At 67.8% G+C, this 23,808-nt stretch carries 21 protein-coding genes, 2 tRNA genes and 1 other RNA gene; 16 read left to right on the top strand and 8 right to left on the bottom strand.

Annotated features, from left to right (window positions below; translation table 11 throughout):
* Positions 1 to 161: 161 nt before the first annotated feature.
* Positions 162 to 299, bottom strand: coding sequence for a hypothetical protein (locus tag BM150_RS23960; RefSeq protein WP_175496606.1), 138 nt, complete (start codon positions 297 to 299; stop codon positions 162 to 164).
* A 222-nt stretch (positions 300 to 521) separates the two neighbouring features.
* Between BM150_RS23960 and BM150_RS00225 the strand changes: the two genes are divergently transcribed.
* Together BM150_RS00225 and BM150_RS00215 are read left to right on the top strand one after the other, a co-directional pair.
* Positions 522 to 893 (top strand): WhiB family transcriptional regulator, encoded by a 372-nt coding sequence (locus tag BM150_RS00225; protein WP_092922023.1) that lies wholly within the window; start codon positions 522 to 524, stop codon positions 891 to 893.
* Positions 894 to 1,419: 526 nt separating this feature from the next.
* Positions 1,420 to 2,283: a methyltransferase gene (locus BM150_RS00215; RefSeq protein ID WP_092923107.1), complete on the top strand. Its 864-nt coding sequence runs from the start codon at positions 1,420 to 1,422 to the stop codon at positions 2,281 to 2,283.
* Between the two features lie 272 nt (positions 2,284 to 2,555).
* Here BM150_RS00215 and BM150_RS00210 read toward each other — a convergent pair whose 3' ends face one another.
* Both BM150_RS00210 and BM150_RS23955 read right to left on the bottom strand, forming a co-directional pair.
* Positions 2,556 to 3,866, bottom strand: coding sequence for an ABC1 kinase family protein (locus BM150_RS00210; RefSeq protein ID WP_092922017.1), 1,311 nt, complete (start codon positions 3,864 to 3,866; stop codon positions 2,556 to 2,558).
* Between the two features lie 275 nt (positions 3,867 to 4,141).
* Positions 4,142 to 4,306: a DUF5679 domain-containing protein gene (locus tag BM150_RS23955; RefSeq protein ID WP_175496605.1), complete on the bottom strand. Its 165-nt coding sequence runs from the start codon at positions 4,304 to 4,306 to the stop codon at positions 4,142 to 4,144.
* Between the two features lie 295 nt (positions 4,307 to 4,601).
* Between BM150_RS23955 and BM150_RS00205 the strand changes: the two genes are divergently transcribed.
* A complete protein-coding gene (locus tag BM150_RS00205; protein ID WP_092922014.1) occupies positions 4,602 to 5,156 on the top strand; it encodes a M48 metallopeptidase family protein in 555 nt (184 codons plus the stop codon).
* Between the two features lie 247 nt (positions 5,157 to 5,403).
* Here BM150_RS00205 and BM150_RS00200 read toward each other — a convergent pair whose 3' ends face one another.
* A complete protein-coding gene (locus BM150_RS00200) occupies positions 5,404 to 6,861 on the bottom strand; it encodes a zinc-dependent metalloprotease (RefSeq protein WP_092922011.1) in 1,458 nt (485 codons plus the stop codon).
* Positions 6,862 to 7,086: 225 nt separating this feature from the next.
* Here BM150_RS00200 and BM150_RS00195 point away from each other — a divergent pair, with 225 nt between their 5' ends.
* Complete coding sequence (locus BM150_RS00195; RefSeq protein WP_092922008.1) at positions 7,087 to 8,112, top strand: YlbL family protein; 1,026 nt, start codon at positions 7,087 to 7,089, stop codon at positions 8,110 to 8,112.
* A 92-nt stretch (positions 8,113 to 8,204) separates the two neighbouring features.
* Here BM150_RS00195 and BM150_RS00190 read toward each other — a convergent pair whose 3' ends face one another.
* Entirely contained in the window at positions 8,205 to 8,768 is a 564-nt protein-coding gene (locus tag BM150_RS00190) for a PPA1309 family protein (RefSeq protein ID WP_092922005.1), read from the bottom strand.
* A 238-nt stretch (positions 8,769 to 9,006) separates the two neighbouring features.
* Between BM150_RS00190 and BM150_RS00185 the strand changes: the two genes are divergently transcribed.
* The 3 genes from BM150_RS00185 to BM150_RS00175 all read left to right on the top strand — a co-directional run bounded on the left by BM150_RS00185 (position 9,007) and on the right by BM150_RS00175 (position 12,626).
* A complete protein-coding gene (locus BM150_RS00185; protein ID WP_092922002.1) occupies positions 9,007 to 12,027 on the top strand; it encodes a UPF0182 family protein in 3,021 nt (1,006 codons plus the stop codon).
* 144 nt (positions 12,028 to 12,171) lie between these two features.
* A tRNA-Met gene (locus BM150_RS00180) sits at positions 12,172 to 12,248 on the top strand.
* 304 nt (positions 12,249 to 12,552) lie between these two features.
* Positions 12,553 to 12,626 (top strand) — tRNA-Met (locus tag BM150_RS00175).
* A gap of 268 nt (positions 12,627 to 12,894) precedes the next feature.
* On the opposite strand, the gene BM150_RS00170 is transcribed toward BM150_RS00175, so the two are convergent.
* The gene (locus tag BM150_RS00170; protein WP_092921999.1) at positions 12,895 to 13,107 is read right to left on the bottom strand and encodes a hypothetical protein; all 213 of its coding nucleotides are present in this window, start codon (positions 13,105 to 13,107) and stop codon (positions 12,895 to 12,897) included.
* A 414-nt stretch (positions 13,108 to 13,521) separates the two neighbouring features.
* Here BM150_RS00170 and BM150_RS00165 point away from each other — a divergent pair, with 414 nt between their 5' ends.
* From BM150_RS00165 to nhaA, 9 genes are all read left to right on the top strand, one after another.
* Positions 13,522 to 13,962, top strand: coding sequence for a PadR family transcriptional regulator (locus BM150_RS00165; protein WP_207227672.1), 441 nt, complete (start codon positions 13,522 to 13,524; stop codon positions 13,960 to 13,962).
* 81 nt (positions 13,963 to 14,043) lie between these two features.
* Positions 14,044 to 15,162 (top strand): peptide chain release factor 2, encoded by a 1,119-nt coding sequence (gene prfB, locus BM150_RS00160; protein WP_092921996.1) that lies wholly within the window; start codon positions 14,044 to 14,046, stop codon positions 15,160 to 15,162.
* A 272-nt stretch (positions 15,163 to 15,434) separates the two neighbouring features.
* Positions 15,435 to 16,124: a cell division ATP-binding protein FtsE gene (ftsE, locus tag BM150_RS00155; protein WP_043578170.1), complete on the top strand. Its 690-nt coding sequence runs from the start codon at positions 15,435 to 15,437 to the stop codon at positions 16,122 to 16,124.
* 64 nt (positions 16,125 to 16,188) lie between these two features.
* Positions 16,189 to 17,091, top strand: a complete 903-nt coding sequence (gene ftsX / locus BM150_RS00150; protein ID WP_092921994.1) for a permease-like cell division protein FtsX — start codon at positions 16,189 to 16,191, stop codon at positions 17,089 to 17,091.
* A gap of 112 nt (positions 17,092 to 17,203) precedes the next feature.
* Positions 17,204 to 17,680, top strand: a complete 477-nt coding sequence (gene smpB / locus BM150_RS00145; RefSeq protein WP_092626091.1) for an SsrA-binding protein SmpB — start codon at positions 17,204 to 17,206, stop codon at positions 17,678 to 17,680.
* 78 nt (positions 17,681 to 17,758) lie between these two features.
* Positions 17,759 to 18,667 carry an amidohydrolase family protein gene (locus BM150_RS00140; protein ID WP_092921991.1) on the top strand — a complete coding sequence of 303 codons (909 nt, stop codon included), beginning with the start codon at positions 17,759 to 17,761 and terminating at the stop codon, positions 18,665 to 18,667.
* 185 nt (positions 18,668 to 18,852) lie between these two features.
* Positions 18,853 to 19,225: a transfer-messenger RNA gene (gene ssrA / locus BM150_RS00135) on the top strand.
* Between the two features lie 270 nt (positions 19,226 to 19,495).
* A complete protein-coding gene (locus BM150_RS00130) occupies positions 19,496 to 20,524 on the top strand; it encodes a cation diffusion facilitator family transporter (RefSeq protein ID WP_092921988.1) in 1,029 nt (342 codons plus the stop codon).
* 250 nt (positions 20,525 to 20,774) lie between these two features.
* The gene (gene nhaA / locus BM150_RS00125) at positions 20,775 to 22,118 is read left to right on the top strand and encodes a Na+/H+ antiporter NhaA (protein WP_092921985.1); all 1,344 of its coding nucleotides are present in this window, start codon (positions 20,775 to 20,777) and stop codon (positions 22,116 to 22,118) included.
* A 120-nt stretch (positions 22,119 to 22,238) separates the two neighbouring features.
* Here nhaA and BM150_RS00120 read toward each other — a convergent pair whose 3' ends face one another.
* Together BM150_RS00120 and BM150_RS00115 are read right to left on the bottom strand one after the other, a co-directional pair.
* Positions 22,239 to 22,928 (bottom strand): NAD(P)-binding domain-containing protein, encoded by a 690-nt coding sequence (locus BM150_RS00120; protein WP_092921982.1) that lies wholly within the window; start codon positions 22,926 to 22,928, stop codon positions 22,239 to 22,241.
* Positions 22,929 to 23,021: 93 nt separating this feature from the next.
* A complete protein-coding gene (locus BM150_RS00115) occupies positions 23,022 to 23,777 on the bottom strand; it encodes an ATP-binding cassette domain-containing protein (protein ID WP_092923104.1) in 756 nt (251 codons plus the stop codon).
* Positions 23,778 to 23,808: the final 31 nt, after the last annotated feature.

The raw sequence follows: 23,808 nt of genomic DNA, 5'->3' as shown, positions 1-23,808 counted from the left end.
CCGGTTGTCCGGTCAGGACGCCGACCGGCCGGCGAAATCCACTCGGCGCGGGAGTTTCCACCGCTGGGCACAACGCTGTGAAAAATCACTTGCGCCGTGTGTGGCCCCCCGAATAATCTGCCTGTCGGCAGGCCGGAGAGGACATGCTCGTCCGGCCGGGGTCACGAGAAGGCGGTGTGCGCGATGCGTAGAAACGACTGGTTGTCGGCGGTGGACCAGCACGCGATCGCGCCGATGAGCACCGGTATGTCGACGTTCGCGAAGCGAGCCGCGAATATCGGCCCCGCGCGTCTGTGCACGCATCGTGATGTTGAGCCGAGCAAAACCTACCCGGGTCGGGTCGTGCCGGAGCGAAGTACCTGAGTTACTCAGTCGAGTGACAATCGCTCTTTCGGCCGCGGACCCGGTATGGGGTTCGCGGCTTTTTTAATGTGTCCCCGTTCTCGAATCTTCCGTCCAAATTGGATCAACTTATAGCGCCGAACAGCGTCGAAGAATTCATCTCATCAGGAGGAGAACGCATGTCGACCGGCAGTGCCCCTGCGGCAACCTGGGGCGAGACCGGCAATCACGGCGGAGCCGTTTCCGCTCTGCTGCACACCGCGCCCGACACGGACGAGCGAGTCCCGTGTCGTCGGGATCCGGACCTGTGGTTCGCCGAGAACCCGTCCGAACTCGAACGCGCCAAGCAGCTGTGCGCCGAGTGCCCGATCAGGTCCGAGTGCCTGGCGGGAGCTCTGGCGCGGGCGGAGCCCTGGGGGGTCTGGGGCGGCGAGATCGTCGAACACGGCTCCGTGATCGCTCGCAAACGGCCGAGGGGGCGGCCCCGCAAGCACCGGTCGGCCGACCCGGCCGGTGCGGGTGGTTCGGCGGTCCGCGGACGTGCCGCGTGATCACCGCGAGACCGCTCCGACCAACAACCGAACAGCCATGTTCACGGAAGTGAGACCAGCGGAATGTATCCCGAGGAAACCACGCGATTACGCTGTCGACAGTTCCGCGGTGAAGCCGAGCGCGCCAGGCTGCCGCACCGGATCGCCGCCGTGCGGTTCTGGCGCCGGTTGGCGTGCTTCGCGTCCCGACGGGCCGAACGTTACGAACGGCGTATCTGATCCGAGTTCCGAGCGGGGTGCCCGAGGGGCGCGGTTCGCGACCTCCCGGGGCCCCTCGACCGCGGAACACAACCTCCTCCGGTCGACGACACGACCGGAGAAGTTCCGTCCGACGCGTGAGTTCGGACGAGCTCGATGAGCTGTCGTGGCCCGGCGAGTGCGCGGTGTTCGCGTACGAGCCGGCCACCGGTGTTCGCCCGAACCGGGCGTGCCGAGGCCCCGCCCGGACGGGCACACCGTCGGAACCGGGCCGGATGCCGTTGTGCGGAGCGGAATTCGGTTGTCCGACCGGCTAAGCTTGTTGATCATGCACCATCATTCGCACGACAACATCGACTGGGACACCCGGTTGCGGCAGCTGCGGGACGAGGACGGCCTCACCGCGACCCAGACACGGCGAATCGCGGAGACACTGGTCGCGGGGGACGCCTGCCACTCGGTGATCGACGTCGGATCAGGGGCGGGCGGCGCGGCCGCGGCGTTCGCCGCCACTCTGCCGGGTGGCACGGTTACCCTCGTCGATTCCGCGCCTGAGCTGCTCGCCGAGGCCGAGCGCCACGCCACCGAACACGCCGCCTCGGGGGTCGAGGTGCGCGGCGTGCGGGCCGATGCCGCCGACGAGGAACTCGGTGCCGCGGTGGGCAGTGCCGATCTGGTTTTCTCCTCGCTGGTCGTGCACCACCTGCCCGACCAGCTGGCCGGCTTGCGTCGGCTGGCGGAACTGGTCCGTCCGGGAGGCAGACTGGTTGTCGTGGAGTCCGGGCTGTGGGCGCACGTGCTGCCCTGGGACGTCGGTGTCGGTGAACCCGGACTGGAGGAGCGCCTGCTGGCGGCGCGGCACTCCTGGTTCCGCCGGATGCGAGCCGAGATGCCGGGTACGGTGCGGCTGCCCGTCGGTTGGTCGACGGCACTGCGGCAGGCGGGGCTGGGAGACGTCGAGTCGTGGAGCTACCTGGTGGACTGGCCCGCTCCGGTCACCGGTTCGGTGCGCGACATCGTGCTGCGCAGGTTGGAGTGGCTGCGCGAGGCCGCCGTGGAGGAGTGCTCCGCCGACGACCTGGCCGCGCTAGACCAGCTGCTCGACGAGCGGGGGCCGCACTACGCAGGGCGGCGGGACGATCTCTACTACCTCGCCGCGCACAGCGTGTTCGTCGGCCGCAAACCCACGTGACAGGGTTCGTCACCCCGGTTTTCGTAGGGGTGCGTGTGGCGGAACCTCGCGCACGGCTCTCGCTCCGGGAGGCCCGACGTCGGGTAGCGACCTACACAACGTCGGGCCTTCCTCGCGAGAGCCGCACCGGAGAACCCGCGGCGGCGCCGATTGCGAGGGTGGTGGGTGTTCGGTGCCGAGAGCGCCGAGGGTGCGTCGATTTCTCGCGAAATCGCCGGGCCGGTGGTGCGGTGTGGCCCCGCGTCCCTCGATTTCTCGCGAAATCGCCGCCCTCAGTCCGCGAATCCGGGCTGCCAGTGCGAGATGATCTCCCTGGCGGGTACCTCCGCGTCCAGCTGGCACAGGATTCCGGTCGCTCCCAGCGTCACCCGGTGTATCAGCAGGTAGTCCGGGGGCAGGTTCAGCGACCGGCCGGTGCGGAACTCGGGACTGCGCAGATCCCCCACCCGGTCGGCCTGCCGCTGTAGCCACGAGCGGGTGAAGTGGAAGGTCTCGGTTCGCGCCGGATCCACGAACGGCCCGAGGTACGCCTGCACGTCCTCGGCACGGAGTTCGGAGTCCGTCTGCACGAACCGATCGTTCCGCAGCAGTTCCATGAGCTCCTCGGCCCGGTCCTCGAGCGCCAGCCGCAGCATGCGTCCCAGCGTCCTCGGCAGTCCTTCCGGGAGTCTGGCGACCGCGCCGAAGTCGATCACTGTCAGCCTGCCGTCGGGAAGTAGCTGGAAGTTGCCGGGATGGGGATCGGCATGCAGCAGGCCGACCCGGGCCGGGGACGAGAAGTGGAACTCGCCGAGCAGCTCGCCCGCCCGGTCGCGCTGTTCCCGGCTCCCATTGCTGATGATCTCGGCGAACGGCGTGCCCGACACCCACTCGGTGACCATGACCTTGGGTGAGCTCGCCACCACCCGGGGGACGTGCACCAGCTCGTCGCCCTCGAACACCGTCGCGAACGAGCGCTGGTTGTCGGCCTCGGTGCGGTAGTCCAGCTCCTCGACCATCCTGTCCTGCAACTCGCGCAGCAGCGGTTTGATCTCCGCGCCGGGCAGCATCGACTGGAAGAGCCGGGAGAAGCGCATCAACTGGCGCAGGTCGGAACGCAGTGCCTCGTCCGCGCCCGGGTACTGGATCTTGACGGCGACCTCCCTGCCGTCGTGCCAGACCGCCCGATGCACCTGGCCGATGCTCGCGGCGGCGGTGGGCGACTCGTCGAACTCGGCGAAGCGCGCGTGCCAGCCGCTTCCCAACTGCTCGTCCAGGGTGCGCCGTACGCTGGACTCCGACATCGGCTGCGAGGTCGTCTGCAGCTTGGACAGTGCGTCCCGGTATGGCTCGGCGAGTTCATCGGGTACGGCGGCCTCGAACACGCTCAGCGCCTGCCCGAACTTCATCGCCCCACCCTTGAGCTGCCCGAGCACGGCGAACAGCTGTTCGGCCGTACGCGCGGAGAAATCGGCGCTGACGGTGTCCGCGTCCTGCCCGGTGAGCCGCTTCCCCCATCCCGCGGCCACTCTGCCCGCGGCGCCGAGCGGCAGGCTGGCGAGCTTGGCGGTGCGCTGTGCTGCTCGGCGGGGGACGTCGCTCACGGGGAACTCCCTTCCAGTCGGCAGGGCGCCGGGACAACGAGCCGTCCCGGAGCACACGCCTACGGGTTCACCGACATGCTAGAGGTTTTCGCGTAGCCGTGTGCAAGATCGTCCTCGACGGATCGTTCCGCCGAACCGGTGAAAGGGGGTCGAAAACGGACGAATCGCCGTCCCAGGAGCCGTCGACGCGGTTGTGAGCGGCATTGTTCACCGCCGGGGCTCGCTCCTCGGCGGCGATGCGTGCTGGCCCTGGGGCGTGCTGGCCCTGGGGCGTGCTAGCCCTGGGTGTTGTGCGCCTTGCCGAGAATGCGGGTCATCTTGGTGCCGCAGACCGGGCAGGTCCCCTTGGCCATCCGTCTACCGTTCGTCTCCGATATCTCACCGGTGAAGTCCCGCTTCTCCCGGCACTTTACGCAGTAACCGTTGTACGTCTCGGCCACGGCTGCCTCCACTGGGTAACTGTTCTTCCGAAGCGTTCAAGCTCGTCATGGCGGGCCTCGGAACTGTGCTGGGCAAAAGGTACCCGCGCCCGGAGCAGCGCGCAGGAGCTCGGCATATCGCGATTTCGGATGAATGTCTTAACCCGTTCGGGGGTAGCAGCGCGTGTTCGATTCGTGTCGATCAGTCATATTCGCAGCGCTCCCCCGATTCCTCGATGCGGAATGGGCAGTTGATCTGCGGTTCGGATCACAGCGGAACCCGCGAGCACGATCGACCTCGCTAGGCTCTCCGGTCGTGACCGAACCGCAAGTGGAGGTGCGCCGCAGCAAGCGGAGAAAGCAGACGGTCAGTGCGTACCGGGACGGTGGCAAGGTGGTCGTACTGCTACCCGCGCGGATGAGCCGTGCCGAGGAGCGGCACTGGGTCGACGAGATGCTCAGCAGACTGCGTCGCAGCGAGACTCGCCGCAAGTCGCCGGCCAGGGCTTCCGACGAAGCGCTGCTGAACCGGTGCGCCGAACTGTCCCAGCGTTATCTGGACGGGCTCGCCGTGGCGGCCGGAGTCCGATGGGTCGCCCCGATGCGCACCAGATGGGCTTCCTGCACACCCGCCGAGGGCACCATCCGCGTCAGTCGCAGGCTTCGGGAGGTCCCGAGCTGGGTGCTCGACTACGTGCTGGTGCACGAACTCGCGCACTTGCTGGTTCCGGGCCACGGCGCGGACTTCTGGGAGTGGGTGAACCGCTATCCCAGGACGGAACGGGCCATCGGCTATCTCGAAGGGCTGACCGCGGCCGCCGATCTCGGGACGGGAGCCGAGGAACCGGAATCCGGCGACGAAGTCGACTGACCGGAATCCGCCCCCGGTGAGGCCGGTGGTCGGGCGGCGGCGAGTGCGACCGGCGACGAACAGCGCCCCGCCTCGCCCGGCCGTGCCGTCTTCGCGGGACCCTGTTCGCGGAAACGGGGCCCGACGTCGTCCGACCGCTCGATCGAAGTCGAGCCGTCCCGCACGCCGGATCGCCCGCGTTCGGTTCCGAGGGAGCGAGTACCCGGTCGTGGATCGGCCGGCCCCGGCGACAGAGCCGGGATGCCGATCAGCGGTCGTCGTCCTCGCCGCGCTCCTCGCCGGTGGAATCCTCCGAACCGGATTCGCCCGCCTGCTCGGCGGCCTCGGCCCGTCGAATGGCCGCGATCGGATCGTCCAGATCCTCGTTGCTCTGGCCCCAGCGATCGGCGAAGTCCAGCGGCTCGTCCAGATCGGAACCGTCCGGCAACAGATCCGGGTGATCCCAGACCCGGTCACGGCTCGTGACACCGTGCCGTTCCGTGAGCAGCCGCCACAGCGATGCCGCCGCCCGCAGCCGGCGCGGACGCAGCTGCAGTCCCACGAGGGTCGCGAAGGTCTGCTCGGCGGGTCCGCCGGTGGCGCGCCTGCGTCGCACCGTCTCGCTGAGCGCGTCGGCGCCGGGCAGTCGTTCCCCGACCGCGTCGGCGACCACTACGTCGACCCAGCCCTCGACCAGGGCCAGCAGCGTCTCCAGCCGGGTCAGCGCGGCCTGTTGCTCGTCGGTGGTTCGCGGTTCCAGCATGCCGGAGTTCATCAACTCCTGCATCGAGTTCGGGTCGCTCGGATCGACCTTGCTCGCCAGGTCCTCCAGCGAGGAGGTGTCGACGTGGATACCGCGTGCGTACTCCTCGACTGTCGCCAGCAACCGCTGCCGCAGCCAGGGCACGTGACTGAACAGCCGGTGGTGCGCGGCCTCCCGTGCCGCCAGGAAGACGGTCACCTCGCTGGCGGGACGATCCAGGCCCTTCCCGAAACGCTCGATGTTGGCGGGCAGCAGTGCGGCCGTCCCGTCCGGGCCGAGCGGGAGCCCCACGTCGGTGGAGGTGAGCACTTCACCGCCGAGCTGTGCCAGCCCGTTGCCCAGCTGGGACCCGAAGGTCAGCCCGCCCATCTGGCCGAGCATGGACACGATCGGCCCAGCGGCCTGCTTGGCCTCGTCCGGCAGCGCTTCCAGCCACGCCTCGGAGACGCGCTCGGCCACCGGATCGCACAGCCGCTTCCAGGTGGGCAGCGTGTTGTCCACCCAGTCGCCTGCCGACCAGGACCGCACCACGTGCGTACCGGTCGGGAATGCGGTCGTGGGGTCCAGCCAGAGCTCGGCGAGCTGGATGCCGTCCTCGATGGCCTTGGTCTGCTGCTGGGTCGGCCGCTCGGTGTGCTTGTTGGTCTGCAGCTGCTGGTGGGCCAGCTGCTTGGCCAGGTCGTAGTTGACCGGCCCCGAGTCACCACTCGAGGAGTGGCTGAGGGCCTGCCCGAGCTGGGTCAGCATCTGGCCGAGCGCGCTGATGTCGAAATTCGGCATACCGCCGGAACCGGGCATGCCCCCGGGACCCGGCATCCCGCCGAAGCCGGGGAAGGAACCCGCTCCTCCGGAAAAGCCGGCGCCGCCCCCGGAGCCACCGTCCGATGAGTCGCCCCTGTTGCGATCATCGGGTTCCTCGTTGTCGGGATCTTGGGGGCCGAACCCGAAGGGCACATCACTCATGGTTCCACCGTACGCGGAACAGGCGGACGGGCAGTAGGTGAGCGGTCGGCCGCTCGCCGAGGGCGAACGTGGTGTCGAGATCGTCGTTACCCGACTCGGGATCGTCCCAACCTGACTCGGGATCGTCCCGGCCCGGCTCGGGATCGTCGCCGCCGAACTCCACATCTCGGGCGCCGCGCAAGTCGCCCGCCGGCCGTCGGTGTGCGGCACGTAGGGTGTCGTGCTGTGAGTCGCCGTACCTGGACCCTGCTTACGAGTGTCGTTCTGGTCGTGGTCTTCGGGCTGCTGGGAGTGTTCGTTCCGGTGCCCTACGTGGCACTGGGACCCGGTCCCACCCATGACACGCTCGGCTCTTCCCAGGGCAGGCAGGTAGTCCGGATCGATGGTACGAAGACCTTCCCGACGAGTGGCCATCTCAACATGACCACCGTCTCGGTCACCGACGAACTGTCGATCTTCAGCGCGCTGACCTTCTGGGTAAGCGGCGAATACGCCCTGGCGCCGCGCGAGCTCTACTTCCCACCGGACAAGACCGAGCAGCAGGTCCAGCGGACCAACACGCGTGCTTTCCGCAACTCGCAGACCGCCGCCGAGACCGCGGCGCTGCGTCATCTCGGTTACCCCACCGAACTCGTCGCCGAGGAGATAGTCGCCGACAGCCCCGCCGAAGGGGTGATCCAGCCGGGAGACGAGCTGATCGCGGCGAACGGCACCGAGCTGAGTGACCCGCGCTCGTTGGTGGACGCCCTGTCGGGCATCGAGCCGGGCCAGCGGGTCACCATCCGGTTCAGGCACGAGCAGCAGCAGCCGCAGCGGACCACCATCCGGCTCGCGCAACCGCCGGACGACCGCTCCCAGGGGTTTCTGGGTGTGCAACCCGCGCTGCGTCCGCGGGTCGATTTCGAGGTCGACATCAGGCTGCCCGACATCGGTGGCCCCTCCGCCGGACTGATGTTCTCGCTGGCCGTGGTGGACAAACTCACCCCGGGCCAACTCACGGACGGCAAGTTCATCGCGGGCACCGGTGAGATCGACTCGCAGGGCAACGTGGGTCGCATCGGCGGTATCGGTTTCAAGATGACCAACGCCCACGAGGCGGGCGCCGAGATCTTCCTGGTGCCGGAGGGCAACTGCGCCGCGGCCAGGTCCCAGGCCCCCGAGGGCATGCGGCTGATCGAGGTGGGAACCCTCGACGAGGCGGTCGACGCGCTCGAATCGGTCCGGGCTGGGGAGACACCCCCGCGCTGCTGATTCGGCGCGGCACCCGGTGGGTCCGGGTGCCGACAGCCGGGCCGCTCAGGGACCGAAGTGGCGTTCACCGGCCTCGGACCCCCGACGGAACGTCACTCCTCGAAGGTGGCGTGCATCGCGTTGAGCAGGTTCGGTGCCAGGGCACTGTCCTCGACGAGCTCGCCCTCCTCCCGCTCCGGATCACCGTCGAAGCCGTCGTCGACTTCGGGGTCCTTGTTGCGCAATCGCAGCAGGCAGGTCTGCGTACCGCCGCGCAGTACGGCGGCGACCAGCCGTGCTTCCCGGCGTTCCGGGTGTTGCGCGGCGGCGCTCCGCGCGGCGTCGTCCTCGCTCGGAAGCTCCTGCTCGGCCTCCGGGGGCAGCACCACGATCTCCTGGACCAGCGCGCAGCCCAGTACCCGTTCCGGCCAGCCGATACCAGCCAGGGCCTCGCCGATGTCGTTGCCGGGCAGCTCTTCCTGCTCCACCGGCGTCAGTGTCGAACTCGTGTTGAGCTGTTCGGCCAGGCCGGGCTCGGCCTCCAGCAGCTCCGCGGTGTCGACCAGCGCGAACATTCTGGCCGGACGTTCCCAGCCTTCCGAAGCCACGAACTGCTCGATCTCGCGTGCCACCGCGGGCAACCCCGCGGTCATTTCCTCGGTGATAGCGGACGACATTCACCCATCGTCGCACCGCCGAGACCTCCCGGTTCGATCCCCGTGGCAGCGCTCGTCGCAGGTGATCGGCACACCTTTCCACCCGGTGATCCCGCGTTGGGCGGGATGTCCGTTTGATGCGAATTCGCGGGCGCGTCCCACCATCTCGTGACGAGGTCGTAGAGTTGACCGCACGGGAGCCCGGGTCGCACCGGTGACCCGGCCCCGTTGCCCGCGGATCGTCACCAGGGAGTGCGCTGTGGCCACGAGGCCGGTAGGAGTACCCAATTTGTCCCGGCGAAGCCGGATCCTTCTGATCCTGGGCGCGGTCGTGCTGGTAGGACTGATAGTCGGATCACGCCTGATCGGGACATACGTCAATTGGCTGTGGTTCGGCAGTATCGACTACCGGGGGATCTTCACGACGATCGTGCTCACCCGGATCGTGTTGTTCGTCTGTGCGGCCGTTTTCCTCGCCGGAATCCTGGCGTTGAACCTCTGGCTGGCCTATCGCAACAGACCCGTGTTCGTGCCGCTCGGAAGTGGGCAGGACGACCCGCTGATGCGATACCGCACCGTCATCACGCAGCGGTCCAAGTGGTTCGGCATCGGAATCCCGGCGATCGTCGGCGCCATCGGTGGTCTGGCCGCCACCGGAGACTGGCGCATGGTGCAGCTGTTCCTGAACCGCACCCCGTTCGGGACCGAGGACCCGGTCTTCGGCAACGACATCAGCCTCTACATCTTCCAGCTGCCGTTCTTCCGCTGGCTGCTGGCCTGGGCGTTCATCGCCGTCACGCTGTCGTTCTTCGGCGCACTGGCCGTGCACTACATCTTCGGTGGCATCAAGCTCGCGGGCAGGTCCGGGCAGATCTCGCAGCCCGCCCGGATCCAACTCGCCCTGCTGGCCGGGATCTTCGTGCTGCTCAAGGCCGTCGACTTCTTCTTCGACCGCTGGGATCTGCTGCTTTCGCAGCGCAGTGAGCTGTTCACCGGTGCCAGCTACACCGACCTCAACGCGGTGATGCCCGCGAAGGTGATCCTGCTCTGCATCTCCATCATCTGCGCGCTGGCCTTCTTCGCCGCCGTGTTCCTGCGCAACCTGCAGATTCCGGCGCTGGCGACGGTGTTGCTGGTGCTGTCCAGTCTGGTCATCGGCGCGCTGTGGCCCGCACTGCTGCAGCAGTTCTCGGTCGAACCCAACGCCAACCAGCGCGAGGCGACCTCCATCGAGCGCAACATAGCCGCCACCAGGCAGGCCTTCGGCATCAGCAAGGAGGACGTGACAGTTCGCGAGAACTACACGCAGGGCGGTGACTCGGACTCCGGTGGTTCCGGTTCCGGCTCGGATGGTTCCGATGTCACTCCGGAGGAGGTCGCCCAGGACACCGGCACCGTCTCCAACGTACGGCTGCTCGACCCGAGCCTGCTCTCCGAGACGTTCACCCAGCTGCAGCAGCAGTTCAACTTCTACGGGTTCCCGGAAGAGCTCGACATCGACCGCTACCGGGACGAGAACGGCGAACTGCAGGACTACCTGGTCGCCGTGCGCGGGATCAACACCGATGGCCTGGCCGAGAACCAGCAGTCCTGGATCAACCGGCACATGGTCTACACCCACGGCAACGGTTTCGTGAGCGCACCCGCCGACCGCGTCAGCTCGGTGCCCGGCGAAGGAGGCGACACCGGTGCCTACCCGGTGTTCTCGATGAGCGATGTCGCCAACGATGGCCAGGGCGAGATCCCGGTCGAGCAGCCCAGGGTCTACTACGGCGAGCTCAACCAGGACTACGCCATCGTCGGTGCCGAGCAGGGTGAGGAGCCGCAGGAGTACGACACGCAGAACTCGCGCTACACCTACAAGGGTGAGGGTGGCGTCGGCATCGGGAACTGGTTCAACCGTGCCGTGTTCGCGGCCAACTACGGCGAGCGCAACATCCTGTTCAACCAGGAGATCGGCTCGCAGTCGCAGATCATGTTCAACCGCAATCCGCGGGAGCGGGTGCAGAAGGTCGCCCCGTGGCTCAAGTTGGACGGCGATCCCTACCCGGCCGTGATCGACGGGAAGATCAAGTGGATCGTCGACGGCTACACCACGCTGAACAACTACCCCTACTCCAAGCTGACCTCGTTCGGGCAGGCGGCCAGCGACTCCACCAGCAACGTCGCTCAGCCCGACCAGCAGATCAACTACATCCGGAACTCGGTGAAGGCCACCGTGGACGCCTACACCGGCGAGGTGACGCTCTACGAGTTCGGTGAGAAGGATCCGGTGCTGGAGGCCTGGAAGGGCGTCTTCCCGGGCGTGATCAAGCCGAAGAGCGAGATCAGTGACGAGCTGCGGCAGCACTTCCGCTATCCCGCCGACATGTTCAAGGTGCAGCGCGAGCTGCTCGCCCGCTACCACGTGGACGACCCGGGCGACTTCTACGCCACCCGCGGTTTCTGGGAGGTTCCCAACGATCCGAACCAGGACCAGCGCAGCGGTTCCGGTGAGAAGCAGCCGCCGTTCTACGTGATCGCGCAGGCACCCACGCAGAACCGGCCGACCTTCCAGCTGACCAGTGCGATGACGGCGCTGGAACGTCCGAACCTGTCCGCGTGGATCTCGGCCTCCTCGGATCCCGAGACCTACGGTCAGATCACCATGCTGGAGCTGCCCACGGACAACCAGACGCCGGGGCCGGTGCAGGTGCAGCGGCAGATGGAGTCGACGCCGAAGGTCACCGAGGACCGGACGCTGTTCGACAACCCCGGGGTTCGGGCGATGTTCGGTAACCTGCTGACCCTGCCGGTCGAGGGCGGGATGCTCTACGTGGAGCCGATCTACATCCGGCCGAACAGCGAGGACTCCTACCCGCAGTTGGCCAGGGTGCTGACCTCCTACGGCGACAGCGTCGGCTATGCCGATACGTTGCAGGGCTCGCTGGAGCAGGTGTTCGGTCCCGGGGCGGGGCAGAACACCGAGACCGCCGAGGACGAGAACCAGCAGCAGGACGGTCAGGGCCAGCAGCAGGGCGACCAAGGACAACAGCAGGGCGATCAGGGGCAGCAGCAGGGCGACCAGGATCAGCAGAGCGACCAGGACCAGCAGCAGGGCAGTGGTCAGGGGCAGCAGAACAGCTCCGAGGTGAACCAGGCCGTGCAGGAGGTGCAGGCCGCGATGGAAGAGGTCCGTTCCGCGCAGAGCTCCGGTGACCTCGGCCAGCTGGGTCAGGCGTTCCAGCGACTGGAGGAAGCCATGAACCGTTACGAGGAGGTCACCGGCGACGGTGGCTGATCCGTAGTGGGGAACCGGGTGGTCGAGCGGCCACCCGGTTCCGGTGGTCCAACCGCTCCGTGACAAGCGAAAACGCGGTAACCCCCACCCCCTGCGCGGGGGTGGGTGGCCACGGTGTAGAGTTGCAACTACAACGAAACACGGCGCGGGGTGGAGCAGTTCGGTAGCTCGCTGGGCTCATAACCCAGAGGTCACAGGTTCAAATCCTGTCCCCGCTACCAGAAAGCCCCCTTCCGGGACCCCGGAAGGGGGCGATTTTTCGTCCGGCTGGGGTTCGCCCCGTCGGGGATTCCTTCGGCACCGCTGCGGAAGCGGCACGAGCCGGACCACGTCCGGATCGCGGCACCCCTCCTGGGCGGACACGTGAGCCGCGCACGCTTGCCGGTCCGTCATCCGGTACGAGGTGTTGTTCCCCGGTTCGGTGGAGGGGAAACCGCTGATGAGCGGAGAGGATCATCGGTTGAGCACCCCCCTGTGTGGCGGTCGCGGGCGGCGGTGTAGAGTTGCAACTACAACGAAACACGGCGCGGGGTGGAGCAGTTCGGTAGCTCGCTGGGCTCATAACCCAGAGGTCACAGGTTCGAATCCTGTCCCCGCTACTGAGATCGACCCCCGGAGCACGGCTTCGGGGGTCGAATCGTGTTCGCGGGTCCCGGTCCTTCGCGAGGCGTTTCGTAGGGTCGCTTCACGAGCCCTCTCGTGGGGATCCTTCCCCGGGGCGAGCCCGAGTGGGGGCGGTAGGTCGCTGTCGGGGTCGATACCGGGCGCCGGTAGGCGACGTGAGCCGGAGACACAGCAAACGGGCACGTGGTTTCCACGGTTTCCGGGCCCGTGCATCGCCGAGCCCGGATCTCGTGCCCGTCGACCTCAGCCGTCGGCCCACTTGCGGGCACAGTTGGGCGAGCAGACCCGCCCCTCGCTGCTCCCGCTGCGGAAGGCACGCATCTTGCGGCCGCACACTATGCAGTTGTGCGGATTCTCCACCTGGATCGGCATCATCGACTTCGCCCGTTCCGAAACCTTGCTCGCCACCTTGGTCCTGCTCTGGGCGAGCTTGGTCCGCAGCAGACTCCGATGCACGGTGTTACCTCCCTAGCTCGGCGGGTCCGTCCCGTACGTTCCCGTCGCAGTGCCCGGCCCCGTTACGCTGCCGGCCAGTGTGAAGGGTGCCCTTAACAGCGGGTCTTACGCAGCATCTCAACCAGATTTACCCATTTCGAGTTAAAAATTGACCCTGTCCAGCGGACAGTGAGTGCACGAATCGGTCGCTCCCGGGGGATGAAACCGCGATGAAAGTGAATCCGGGTCGCGACAGTGGTTCCAAGCGCTTGATTGGATGCGTTGCGTGTTCACCGAACCCAGTGGTTGCGCTGCTGTTTCGGACACGGCATACGGCCATTGTGGACAGCCTGTCAGTGCCGTGGCACCGTAGGAGCCGTGACCGACCTGAATGCGACATCCGCAGCCTTGCTGGGACTTCTCCACGAGGGGCCGATGACCGGGGGACAGTTGGTGGCCGCGGCCACCGACCGGTTCAGCGGGTTCTTCAGCGTCACCCGCAGCCAGGTTTACCGGGAACTGCCCGCGCTGGCCGAGGACGGCATGTTGCGCCTCGGCAAACAGGGGCCCCGCTCCAGCCAGCAGTACATCATCACGGCGGCGGGCAAGCGTGCCTTCAAGTCGTGGCTGAACACCGAACCGGGGCCGGACAACGTGCGCAGCCCGCTGCTGTTGCGGTTGCGCTATGCCGGCATGCTCACCGCGAAACAACGTGACCACCTGGTCACCTCGGCCCGTGAGCAGTACGTCGAGAAGCTCAACGAGGCCAAGAACGCCGCCAAGGTGGCCGAGGACCCCTACGAGAAGGCCGCGGCGGACTTCTCGGTGGCGCACAACCGTGCGGTCATCAAGATGCTCGACGCGATACCCGAATGACCTTCGCGTGAGGTCCGAGCTCGGAAAAGGACCGCCGGTCCACGTCCGTGGCCGTGAAGCTGTGAAGTAGGCTGGGGAACCGTGAACCCCGACGTCGCCGCCGAGCTCAAGGACATGTCCGAAACCCTCGAGGGCATCGAGCGAGTCATGGATCTCGATGCGTTGCGGGCCCGGATCGCGGAGCTGGAGGAGGAAGCGGCTCGCCCGGACCTGTGGGACGACGTCGAATACGCCCAGCGGATCAACAGCCAGCTCGTGTACAAGCAGAGCGATCTGCGCAAGATCACCGGGCTTCGACAGCGTCTCGAAGACCTCGGAGTGCTCTACGAACTCGGTGAGAACGAGGACGACAGCGCCAGCGTCGCCGAGGCCGAGCAGGAACGCGGCCAGCTCAAGAAGGATCTCGCCGATCTGGAGATCCGCACCCTGCTCTCGGGCGAGTACGACGAGCGTTCCGCCATGGTCACCATCCGGGCGGAGGCGGGCGGCGTGGACGCCGCCGACTTCGCCGAGATGCTGCTGCGGATGTACCTGCGGTGGGCGGAACGCCACGAGTACGGGACCGAGGTCTACGACACCTCCTACGCGGAGGAGGCGGGCGTGAAGTCCGCGACCTTCCGGGTGGACACCCCCTTCGCCTACGGCACCCTTTCGGTGGAACAGGGCACCCACCGCTTGGTGCGTATCTCACCGTTCGACAACCAGGGGCGCAGGCAGACCTCGTTCGCGGGTGTGGAGGTGCTGCCGGTGGTCGAGGAGACCGACCACGTGGAGATCCCCGAGAAGGACATCCGGGTGGACGTGTTCCGCTCATCCGGCCCCGGCGGGCAGAGCGTGAACACCACCGATTCGGCGGTTCGGCTGACCCACCACCCCACGGGGATCGTGGTTTCCTGCCAGAACGAGAAGTCCCAGCTGCAGAACAAGGCAGCGGCCATGCGGGTGTTGCAGTCCAAGCTGCTGGCGCGCAAGCGGGAGGAGGAGCGGGCCCAGCTCGACGCGCTGCGCGACAGCAGCGGTTCCGGCTGGGGCAACCAGATCCGTTCCTACGTGCTGCATCCGTACCAGATGGTCAAGGACCTCCGTAGCGGCTACGAGGTGGGAAACCCCGAGTCGGTGCTCGAGGGGCAGATCGACGGGCTGCTGGAGTCCGGTATCCGGTGGCGCAAGCAGCAGCACGACCAGGAACAGCAGAGCTGATCCGAGCTCGCCGTACCACCTCGGCGAGCCGCCGTGCCGTAACCCGCCCGCGCAGGCCCCGTGCTCTCCCGGCGGCTCGGATGTCGTGGAGCTCCCTCCCGCGTGGGCGGTTCCGGTGGGTGCCTCCCGGCGTGCTCTCCGCCGCCCGCGCGGTCCGAAGCCGCTCGCGTCTCTACCCGCGTTCGAAAAGCGCGCATGGTAATTGGCCGAGTGCAACCAATGGTACGGGTGAGTGAAGGTCCTCCGAGTGGTCGCAGGTAAGCTCACTGCCCGTGATCCGGCTCGAACACGTGTCAAAGACGTACAAGACGTTGGCGCGCCCCGCACTCGACGACGTCTCGGTGTCCGTGGACAAGGGCGAGTTCGTATTCCTCATCGGCCCCTCCGGGTCGGGCAAGTCCACGTTCCTGCAGCTGCTGCTGCGGGAGGAGGTACCGACCCGAGGTCGGGTGATCGTCGCCGACTGGAACGTCGCCAAGCTGCCGAGACGGCGCGTTCCCAAGCTGCGGCAGCGGGTCGGTTGTGTGTTCCAGGACTTTCGCCTGCTCAACAACAAGACCGTCTTCGGCAACGTCGCCTTCGCCCTCGAAGTGATCGGAAAACCCCGGCACACCATCCGCAAGGTGGTTCCCGAGGTGCTGCAGCTCGTCGGTCTGGACGGCAAGGCGGACCGGATGCCGGTCGAGCTGTCCGGCGGTGAACAGCAGCGGGTCGCCATAGCCAGGGCGTTCGTCAACCGGCCGCTGGTGCTGATGTGCGATGAGCCCACCGGAAACCTCGATCCGGACACCAGCCAGGACATCATGCTGTTGCTGGAGCGCATCAACCGCACCGGAACCACGCTGGTCATGGCCACGCACGACCACTCGATCGTCGACTCCATGCGTAGGAGGGTCGTCGAGCTCAGTCACGGTCAGGTCATCCGTGACGACGCCCGTGGTGTGTACGGCGTGGGCCGCTGAGCCCGCCGCACGCAAGGGCAGCCCCGAACCCCAAGTCGCAGAACGCACCGAAAGCTGACTCAAGATGCGCGCGAGCTTCGTATCCAGCGAGGTCGTCAACGGCCTTCGTCGCAACGTGTCGATGACGATCGCGATGATCCTGACCACCGCGGTTTCCCTCACCCTGCTCGGTGGTGGCCTGATCGTCGTCCGCAAGGTGGATCAGGCCCAGGAATCGCTGCGCGACGCGGCAGACGTCGTCGTCTACATGAGCGAGGACGTCAGTGCCAACGATCCCGAGTGCGCCAACGATCCCTGTTCGGGGATCCGTTCCGAGCTGGAGCAGGCCTCCGGTGTGCGGTCGGTGCAGTATCTGAACCGCCAGGCCATCTTCGAGCGGGCGACCGAGGAGTTCTCGAACCAGCCGCAGCTGCAGGAACTGGTTCGCCCCAAGGCACTGCCCGCGGCCCTGTGGGTCGAGTTGGGCGACAACGTCACGCCGCGGGCCATCAAGGAGCAGTTCGAGGGACGTACCGGCATCGGTTCGATCAACGACCAGTCCCAGTTCGTGCGGAACATGGTCAACAAGCTCAACGACGTGCGTGACGGGACGTTCCTGATCGCCGCGTTGCAGGCGTTCGCCGCGCTGCTGCTGATTTCGAACACCATCCAGCTCTCGGCGTTCAACCGCCGCACCGAGACGGGCATCATGCGGTTGGTGGGTGCTTCCCGCTGGTACACCCAGCTGCCCTTCCTGCTGGAGGCCATGGTCTCCGGCATCATCGGTTCCGTCGCGGCGACCGGGCTGCTCATGGTGCTCAAGGAGGCGTTCCTGGACGGGCTGATGAAGCCGCTGACCAACGCCAACCTGCTGACCCCGGTCAGTTACGCCGACGTGGCCTTCGTGGCACCGATCCTGGTGCTGGTGGCCTCGGCGATCTCCGGCCTGACCGGGTATCTCACCCTGCGGCTGTACGTCCGGATCTGAGGAGCGCTCGTTTCGCGGCCCGACACCTCGGCGCTCGGCACCGGGGGCCGGGCCGCACCGCGTGCGAAAACCACGTGGTCCACTCGTCGGGCGCAGCGCTATGCTCGCCGGTATGGCAAAGGAACGTGGCCACAACCTGATCGCGCGCAACCGCAAGGCGCGGCACGACTGGACGGTGCTGGACACCTACGAGGGCGGCATGGTGCTGACCGGAACCGAGGTGAAGAGTCTCCGTCAGGGACGAGCCTCGCTGGTCGACTCCTTCGCGACGATCGACCGGGGCGAGGTGTGGCTGCGCAACGTGCACATCCCCGAGTACACCGAGGGGACGTGGACCAACCACGCCCCGCGTCGTTCGCGCAAGCTGCTGCTGCACCGCGACGAGATCGAACGACTGCTGGGCAAGACCAAGGAGAGCGGGCTGAGCCTGGTGCCGCTCTCGTTGTACTTCTCCGACGGCAAGGCCAAGGTCGAGCTGGCACTCGCCCGAGGCAAGCGGATCCACGACAAGCGCAGGGACATGGCCAAGCGCGACGCCGAGCGTGAGATGGCGCGGGCGATCGGCCAGCACCGGAAGGGCATGCGCTGAGATGCCGTTGGGCGGACGAATCCCGTGTGATCGGCCGCGTTCGGACCGGGTGGCGCACGCGGCGTTCGGCCGCCCGCGGTGAGCGGGCTCGAGGGGCCGTCGTCCGACGAGGAGGTTCCGGACTGGCTCGCCTCCCTCGGCCTGCCGGGGCTGGTGGATCTGCACACGCACTTCCTGCCCGAGCGCGTGCTGCACAAGGTCTGGGACTACTTCGACCTGGCCGGTACTCACTACGGGATCGACTGGCCGATCCGGTACCGCTTCGACGAGCCGACCCGGCTCGACGTGCTGTCCGGCCTCGGGGTGCGCTTGTTCGCTCCGCTGGTGTATCCGCACAAACCGGGGATGGCCGAGTGGCTCAACCGCTGGGCGCTCGAATTCGGCCGTACCACGCCCGGTGCCGTGCCCACCGCCACGATGTATCCGGAACCGGGAGCCGCCGAGTACGTGGCCGCCGCCCTGGAAGGTGGGGCGCGTTGCTTCAAGGTGCACGTCCAGGTGGGCGGGTTCGACCCGCGTGACCCGCTGCTGCGGCGACCGTGGCAGCTGTTGGCCGAGTCCGGGGTGCCGGTGGTGGTGCACTGCGGTCACGGCCCGCTGCGCGGGGAGTTCACCGGGCTGGACGTGTTCGCCGAGGTGCTCGAACGCCATCCGGGGCTGGTGGCGGTGCTGGCGCACGCCGGTATGCCCGAGTACGGCCGCGCGCTGGAGCTGGCGCGGGACCACCCCGGGGTTTACCTGGACACCACGATGGTCGGTGTCGCCTTCAGCGAGCGGTTCGCGCCGTTGCCCCCGGACTGGGCCGACCGGCTGGTGCCCGTGGCGGAGCGGGTGGTGTTCGGCTCCGACTTCCCGAACATCCCCTATCCCTACGCCGAGCAGCTGGCAGCCGTGGCCGGCTGGGCCGCAGCCGAGGAGCGACTGGGAATATCGTTCCTGCGTGCGGTGTTGTACGACACGCCCGCACGGTTGCTCGGATACGATTGACCGGGTCGTGGTTGCCGGTCCGTGAACCGGTGGTTCGCCCCGCGGGACTTTTCGCGAACCGATCCGCCGGACCGGGAGTGATCGGGCGGGAGTCGTACGTTATGATGTTGGATACGGCTCCGTCCGGGCGAGTTCGCCCGGTGGGGGCGGACTGTCGCACAACAGGTTGCTTAGTAACAAAACACGGGGGTGAACGGTTTCGACTCTGGCCGTTGAGCCAAGGGAAGCGTGCCGGTGCAGGCGGAAGACCACCGTAAAGCGTCGCCGTAAATTAACAAGCGCCGACAACAAGAGTCAGCGCGAGTTCGCACTCGCCGCCTGAGCGAGTAGCGACTCTGTCGGACCGGGTAAGTCTCCGACCCGGACCCCGGCATCGGTTAGGGGACTCACCGTTTAGTTCGGTCGCGGGACTGAACGGGACATCGCACAGCGACTGGGCTTGTCACACCGGCTTGTTCGCGTGACCGGTGAAGCCGAGTAGAGACAGAGCGGACTGCGCACGGAGAAGCCTTGGTGAGGCGACAGAGGACCCGGGTTCGAATCCCGGCACCTCCACTGCGGTCCCGGTGACCGCGCGAATCTCGAAGTGATACCCCGCCCGGCGAGTCCCGCCGGGCGGGGTTTTTCGTTGTCGCGGGGTTTTTCGTTGTCGGAGCACCGCGCCGCGCCCGGTGTCTCTCCCTCATCGGGCGCGGCGATTTCGCGAGAAATTGACGCCAAGCCGCTCCGTTGTTGCCACATTTCCGCTGCTGCGCCGTCGTCGCGTGCGGGGTCGTGCGGCTACGATACCGCCGTGCTCACCGCGACGGCGAGTATCGGAGGCAGGCGATGAGTGGAAACCATTCCCACGGCCACGGCCAGGTCGGGCGGAGCGATTCCCCGCGCGGACCGCGCGCCACGCGTTCGGCCCTCGTGGGGGGACTGCTCCACCGGCTCGGGCATTTCTTCCTGCCCCACGAGCACGACCCCGCCGAACGGGTGGACACCGAGCTGGAGGGCAGTCGCGCGGGAATGCGCGCCCTGTGGCTCTCGCTGCTGGTGCTCACCGCCACCGCCGCGCTGCAAGCGGGCGTGCTGTGGTTCTCCGGCTCGGTGGCGCTGTTGTCCGACACGCTGCACAACATCGCCGACGCGCTCACCGCCGTCCCGCTCGCGGCGGCGTTCCTGCTGGCGCGCAGACCCGCCAACCGTCGCTTCCCCTACGGTTACGGCCGAGCCGAGGACGTCGCCGGGGTGCTCGTGGTGCTGGTGATCGCGGGTTCGGCGGTGGCCGCACTGGTCGAGTCCGCACACCGGTTGTTCGACCCCGCCGGCATCGGTGATCCGCTGCTGGTGGCGCTGGCCGGTGGTGTGGGGTTCTGCGGCAACGAGCTCGCCGCTCGGATACGCATCCGCACCGGCCACCGGATCGGTTCGGCCGCACTCGTGGCGGACGGGCTGCACGCCAGGACGGACTCGTTCACCTCGCTCGGCGTGGTGCTCGCCGCTGGTGGGGCGGCACTGGGGTGGCCGTTGCTGGATCCACTGGTAGGTCTGCTGATCGGTCTGGCCATCGCGATGGTCACCTGGTCGGCGGCCAAGCGGATTCTGGCGCGGTTGATGGACTCGGTGGCGCCGGAGCTGACCGACACCGCCTACCGGGCGCTGGGCACCCATCCGGACGTGCGTTCGGTGGAGGCGGTGCGGCTGCGCTGGATCGGGCACGCCCTGCACGCCGAGGTGCAACTCGGTGTCGCCGCGGAACTCACGCTGTACCGGGCGCACGAGATCGCGCACGAGGCCGAGCGTGACCTGCACCGGGAGCTGCCCCGACTTTCCGGTGCCACGGTGCACGCTCATCCGGCCGAACTCGGCTGAGTCGTTACCGGGTGACAACGATCACCGTTGACGTGGTCTCTCCGCTTTCACGCGAGTGACCCTGCCGTCCCCGTGCGTTCCGTTCCGGTGCTATTCCCTGGTCACGGAGCTGACCGCGGGTTGATCCACGCGAATCTTCGCGTATCGCTGTCAAGCGTGAACGCAGCGTCAGCACGTAAAATCAGGCAAATGGTGTGCCGGGAAGACTGGTCGGCGGGAAGTTGATGGACGACCCGAACAGGACGTGTTGATGGCGACCGATCCCCAGCGTGACGAAGCACGTGCGGATTCCCAGGACGGGAGTTCCCCGCACGAGCATTCCCGACCCCAGGACTCGCGTTCCGAGGAGACGCAGCGCAATCCGGTGCGGCGCTTGTTCGCCCCCACCCCCGATGCCGAGAAGCGCACCCTCGCCGACATCCTGCGCACGGAGGCCGTCGGCGGTGTGCTGGTGCTCGTGGCCGCGGTGCTCGCGCTGCTCTGGGTCAACTCGCCGTGGGGCGAGACCTACAAGACGGCCGCCGAGTTCGTCCCCTGGCCGGGCGGGGAGTTCCTCGGGCTGGACCTGAACCTCAAGCACTGGACCTCGGACGGGCTGCTGGCGATCTTCTTCTTCGTGGTCGGCCTGGAGCTCAAGCGCGAGTTCGTGGTGGGTGAACTGCGCAATCCGCGAAGAGCCGTGCTGCCCGTGGTGGCGGCCGTGGCGGGAATGATCGTCCCCGCCCTGTTCTTCTTCGTCATCGCCTCCACAGCGGGCGGGGACGCGTTGCGTGGCTGGGCGATCCCCACGGCCACCGACATCGCTTTCGCGCTGGCCGTGCTCGCGATCGTCGGCAAGTACCTGCCCAGCGCGTTGCGCGCCTTCCTGCTGACGCTCGCGGTGGTCGACGACCTGCTGGCGATCACGGTCATCGCCGTGTTCTACACCGACGACTTCCATCCGCTGCCGCTGCTGGGGGCCGTGCTGCCGATAGTGGCTTTCGCGTTGCTGGTGCGGCTGCGCGGTCCGTGGTGGCCGGTGCTGCTGGTGCTCGGTGTGCTGGCCTGGGGACTGGTGCACGAGTCCGGAGTGCACGCCACCATCGCCGGTGTGCTGCTGGGCTTCACGGTTCCGGTGCTGGGCCGGGGTGGCAGCGAACCCGGACCCGCCGAGCACCTGGAACACCGCTGGCGCCCGATCTCGGCAGGGGTGGCGGTACCGCTGTTCGCGCTGTTCGCGGCCGGGGTTTCGCTCGGCGGGAGCGGCATCGCGACCGCCTTCGCGGATCCGGTGGTTCCCGCGGTGATGGCGGGGCTGGTGCTCGGCAAGCTGGTCGGCATCTTCGGTGCGACGTTCCTGATGGCCAAGTTCACCGGGGCCCAGCTCGACGCCAACCTGTCCTGGTGGGACCTGATCGGTCTCTCGCTGCTCGCGGGAATCGGTTTCACCGTCTCGCTACTGATCGGTGAACTCGCCTTCGGCGCCGGTGAACGTGGTGAGAACGTCAAGGTCGCCGTGTTGCTGGGTTCGGTGCTGGCCGCGCTGCTGGCCTCTGTGGTGCTCGGTATCCGTAACCGTGCCCACCGCAGGGCACAGCCGAACGGTGCCGGGTAGCTCGCGAGTCGGTGACCACCACACCGGGTGAGACCGCCGCCCGGGCGATCCGGTACGTCCCGTCGTCCGCCGGTCGGTGGTGGATACCGGTGTGGCCCCACGGGGCGGGGAGGCGCGAGGTCAGCCGCTCCGCCCCGTGACGGTGGAGCGCTGTTCCGGGGAGCCGTCGAGTTCGGCGGTCAGTTCCGCGACAGCGCTCCGGGCGGTGCGGCCCACACCGATCAGAGTGGCCGAGGCGGCACCGGTCCACTCGCCGTAGCCCAGCAGATGCAACCTCGGCTGTTCGAGACTGCGGGTTCCCTCGGTGGGAATGCGGCCGTGCCGTCCGCGCGGCCCCAGTGGACGCGGTTGCCGAAGGGCGGGCCGGAACCCGGTGCACCACACGACGTCGTCGAACTCCCGCTCGGTTCCGTCCGCCCATGCCGCGCCACGTCGGGTGAGCCCGTCGAACATCGGAAGCGCGTGCAGCACTCCTCGTTCGCGGGCTCGCCGCACCCCGTCGACCCGCACCGGTCGTCGCACGGGCAGTTCGTAGCGGCGTTCGTGTTCCAGCGGGTATTCGACCGCGTGGTCGACCGTGGGAAATTCCGCGCCGGGCTGTGGTGGCATCGGCCAGCCGGGCAGCGAGTTGTGCGGAGCGGGGGAGAACAGCCGCAGCGATGGCCACATGTGCTGCCACGCCCAGCCGACCTGCTGCCGCTCGCCGAGGATCACGAAGTCCACGCCCGCTCTGCGCAGGAAGTATCCCGCCGCGAGCCCAGCCTGGCCACCGCCGATGACGATCACCTCGTGGCGCGGTGTTCCCGACATCCCGCTCTCGCGTTCCTCGGGGCGTGGGGCTTCGCGGTTTCCGAAAAGCTTTCACGCTCCTGCGCTATTCCGCCGTGTCCGTCCGGACCGGGATCACTCGGGGCGGAAACCGTAGGGCAGCTCCAGCCGGTGCGCGGCGAGTAGCTCGGTGTCGGCCAGCAGTTCGGCGGTCGGGCGGTCGGCGACCACCTGGCCACCGTCGAGCAGCACGCTGCGCGGACACAGCTGCAGGGCGTAGGGCAGGTCGTGGGTGACCATCAGCATCGTCGGGTTCAGCTCCAGCAGCAGTTCCGCCAGCTCGCGGCGTGCCACCGGCTCCAGCCCGGCCGAGGGTTCGTCGAGCACCAGCAGCCTGGGGTCGCAGGCCAGCACCGTGGCAAGCGCCACCCGCTTGCGCTGCCCACCGGACAGCCGCAGCGGTGCCCGGTCGGCGTGCTCGGTCATGCCCACCGCTTCCAACGCTCGCCGCACCCGTTCTTCCAGATCGGTGCCCCGCACCCCGAAGTTGATCGGCCCGAAGGCAACGTCCTCGCGCACCGTGGGCATGAACAACTGGTCCTCGGGGTCCTGGAACACCAGCCCAACCATGCGGCGGATCTCGCGCAGGTTCGGTTCGGCGACCTCCAGCCCGTCGATCGCCAGGTGGCCCTGCCGCGCCGGGATGATGCCGTTGAGGTGCAGGGTGAGCGTGGTCTTGCCCGCGCCGTTCGGTCCCAGCAGCGCGACCCGTTCCCCCTGCTCGACGCGCAGTCCGATCCGGTGCAGCGCTTCGGTGCCGTCCGGATACGAGTAGGTGAGTCCGGACAGTTCCAGCACGGGGTTCGCCGCGTCGTTCCCCCGCGAAATCAGCGGCGCGGTCTCCGTGCCGCCCGCTTTCTCG

It is taken from the genome of Actinopolyspora alba (assembly GCF_900112765.1).
GTDB lineage: Bacteria > Actinomycetota > Actinomycetes > Mycobacteriales > Pseudonocardiaceae > Actinopolyspora > Actinopolyspora alba.
This window is presented reverse-complemented; position numbering and strand designations above follow the sequence as displayed.

Coding starts and splice junctions, on each gene's coding strand:
- BM150_RS00120 (WP_092921982.1), bottom strand. CDS start 22,928: ATGTCGGGAACACCGCGCCACGAGGTGATCGTCATCGGCGGTGGCCAG.
- nhaA (WP_092921985.1), top strand. CDS start 20,775: ATGGCGACCGATCCCCAGCGTGACGAAGCACGTGCGGATTCCCAGGAC.
- ftsX (WP_092921994.1), top strand. CDS start 16,189: ATGCGCGCGAGCTTCGTATCCAGCGAGGTCGTCAACGGCCTTCGTCGC.
- smpB (WP_092626091.1), top strand. CDS start 17,204: ATGGCAAAGGAACGTGGCCACAACCTGATCGCGCGCAACCGCAAGGCG.
- BM150_RS00200 (WP_092922011.1), bottom strand. CDS start 6,861: ATGAGTGATGTGCCCTTCGGGTTCGGCCCCCAAGATCCCGACAACGAG.
- BM150_RS00215 (WP_092923107.1), top strand. CDS start 1,420: ATGCACCATCATTCGCACGACAACATCGACTGGGACACCCGGTTGCGG.
- BM150_RS00165 (WP_207227672.1), top strand. CDS start 13,522: ATGACCGGGGGACAGTTGGTGGCCGCGGCCACCGACCGGTTCAGCGGG.
- BM150_RS00225 (WP_092922023.1), top strand. CDS start 522: ATGTCGACCGGCAGTGCCCCTGCGGCAACCTGGGGCGAGACCGGCAAT.
- BM150_RS00130 (WP_092921988.1), top strand. CDS start 19,496: ATGAGTGGAAACCATTCCCACGGCCACGGCCAGGTCGGGCGGAGCGAT.
- BM150_RS00190 (WP_092922005.1), bottom strand. CDS start 8,768: ATGTCGTCCGCTATCACCGAGGAAATGACCGCGGGGTTGCCCGCGGTG.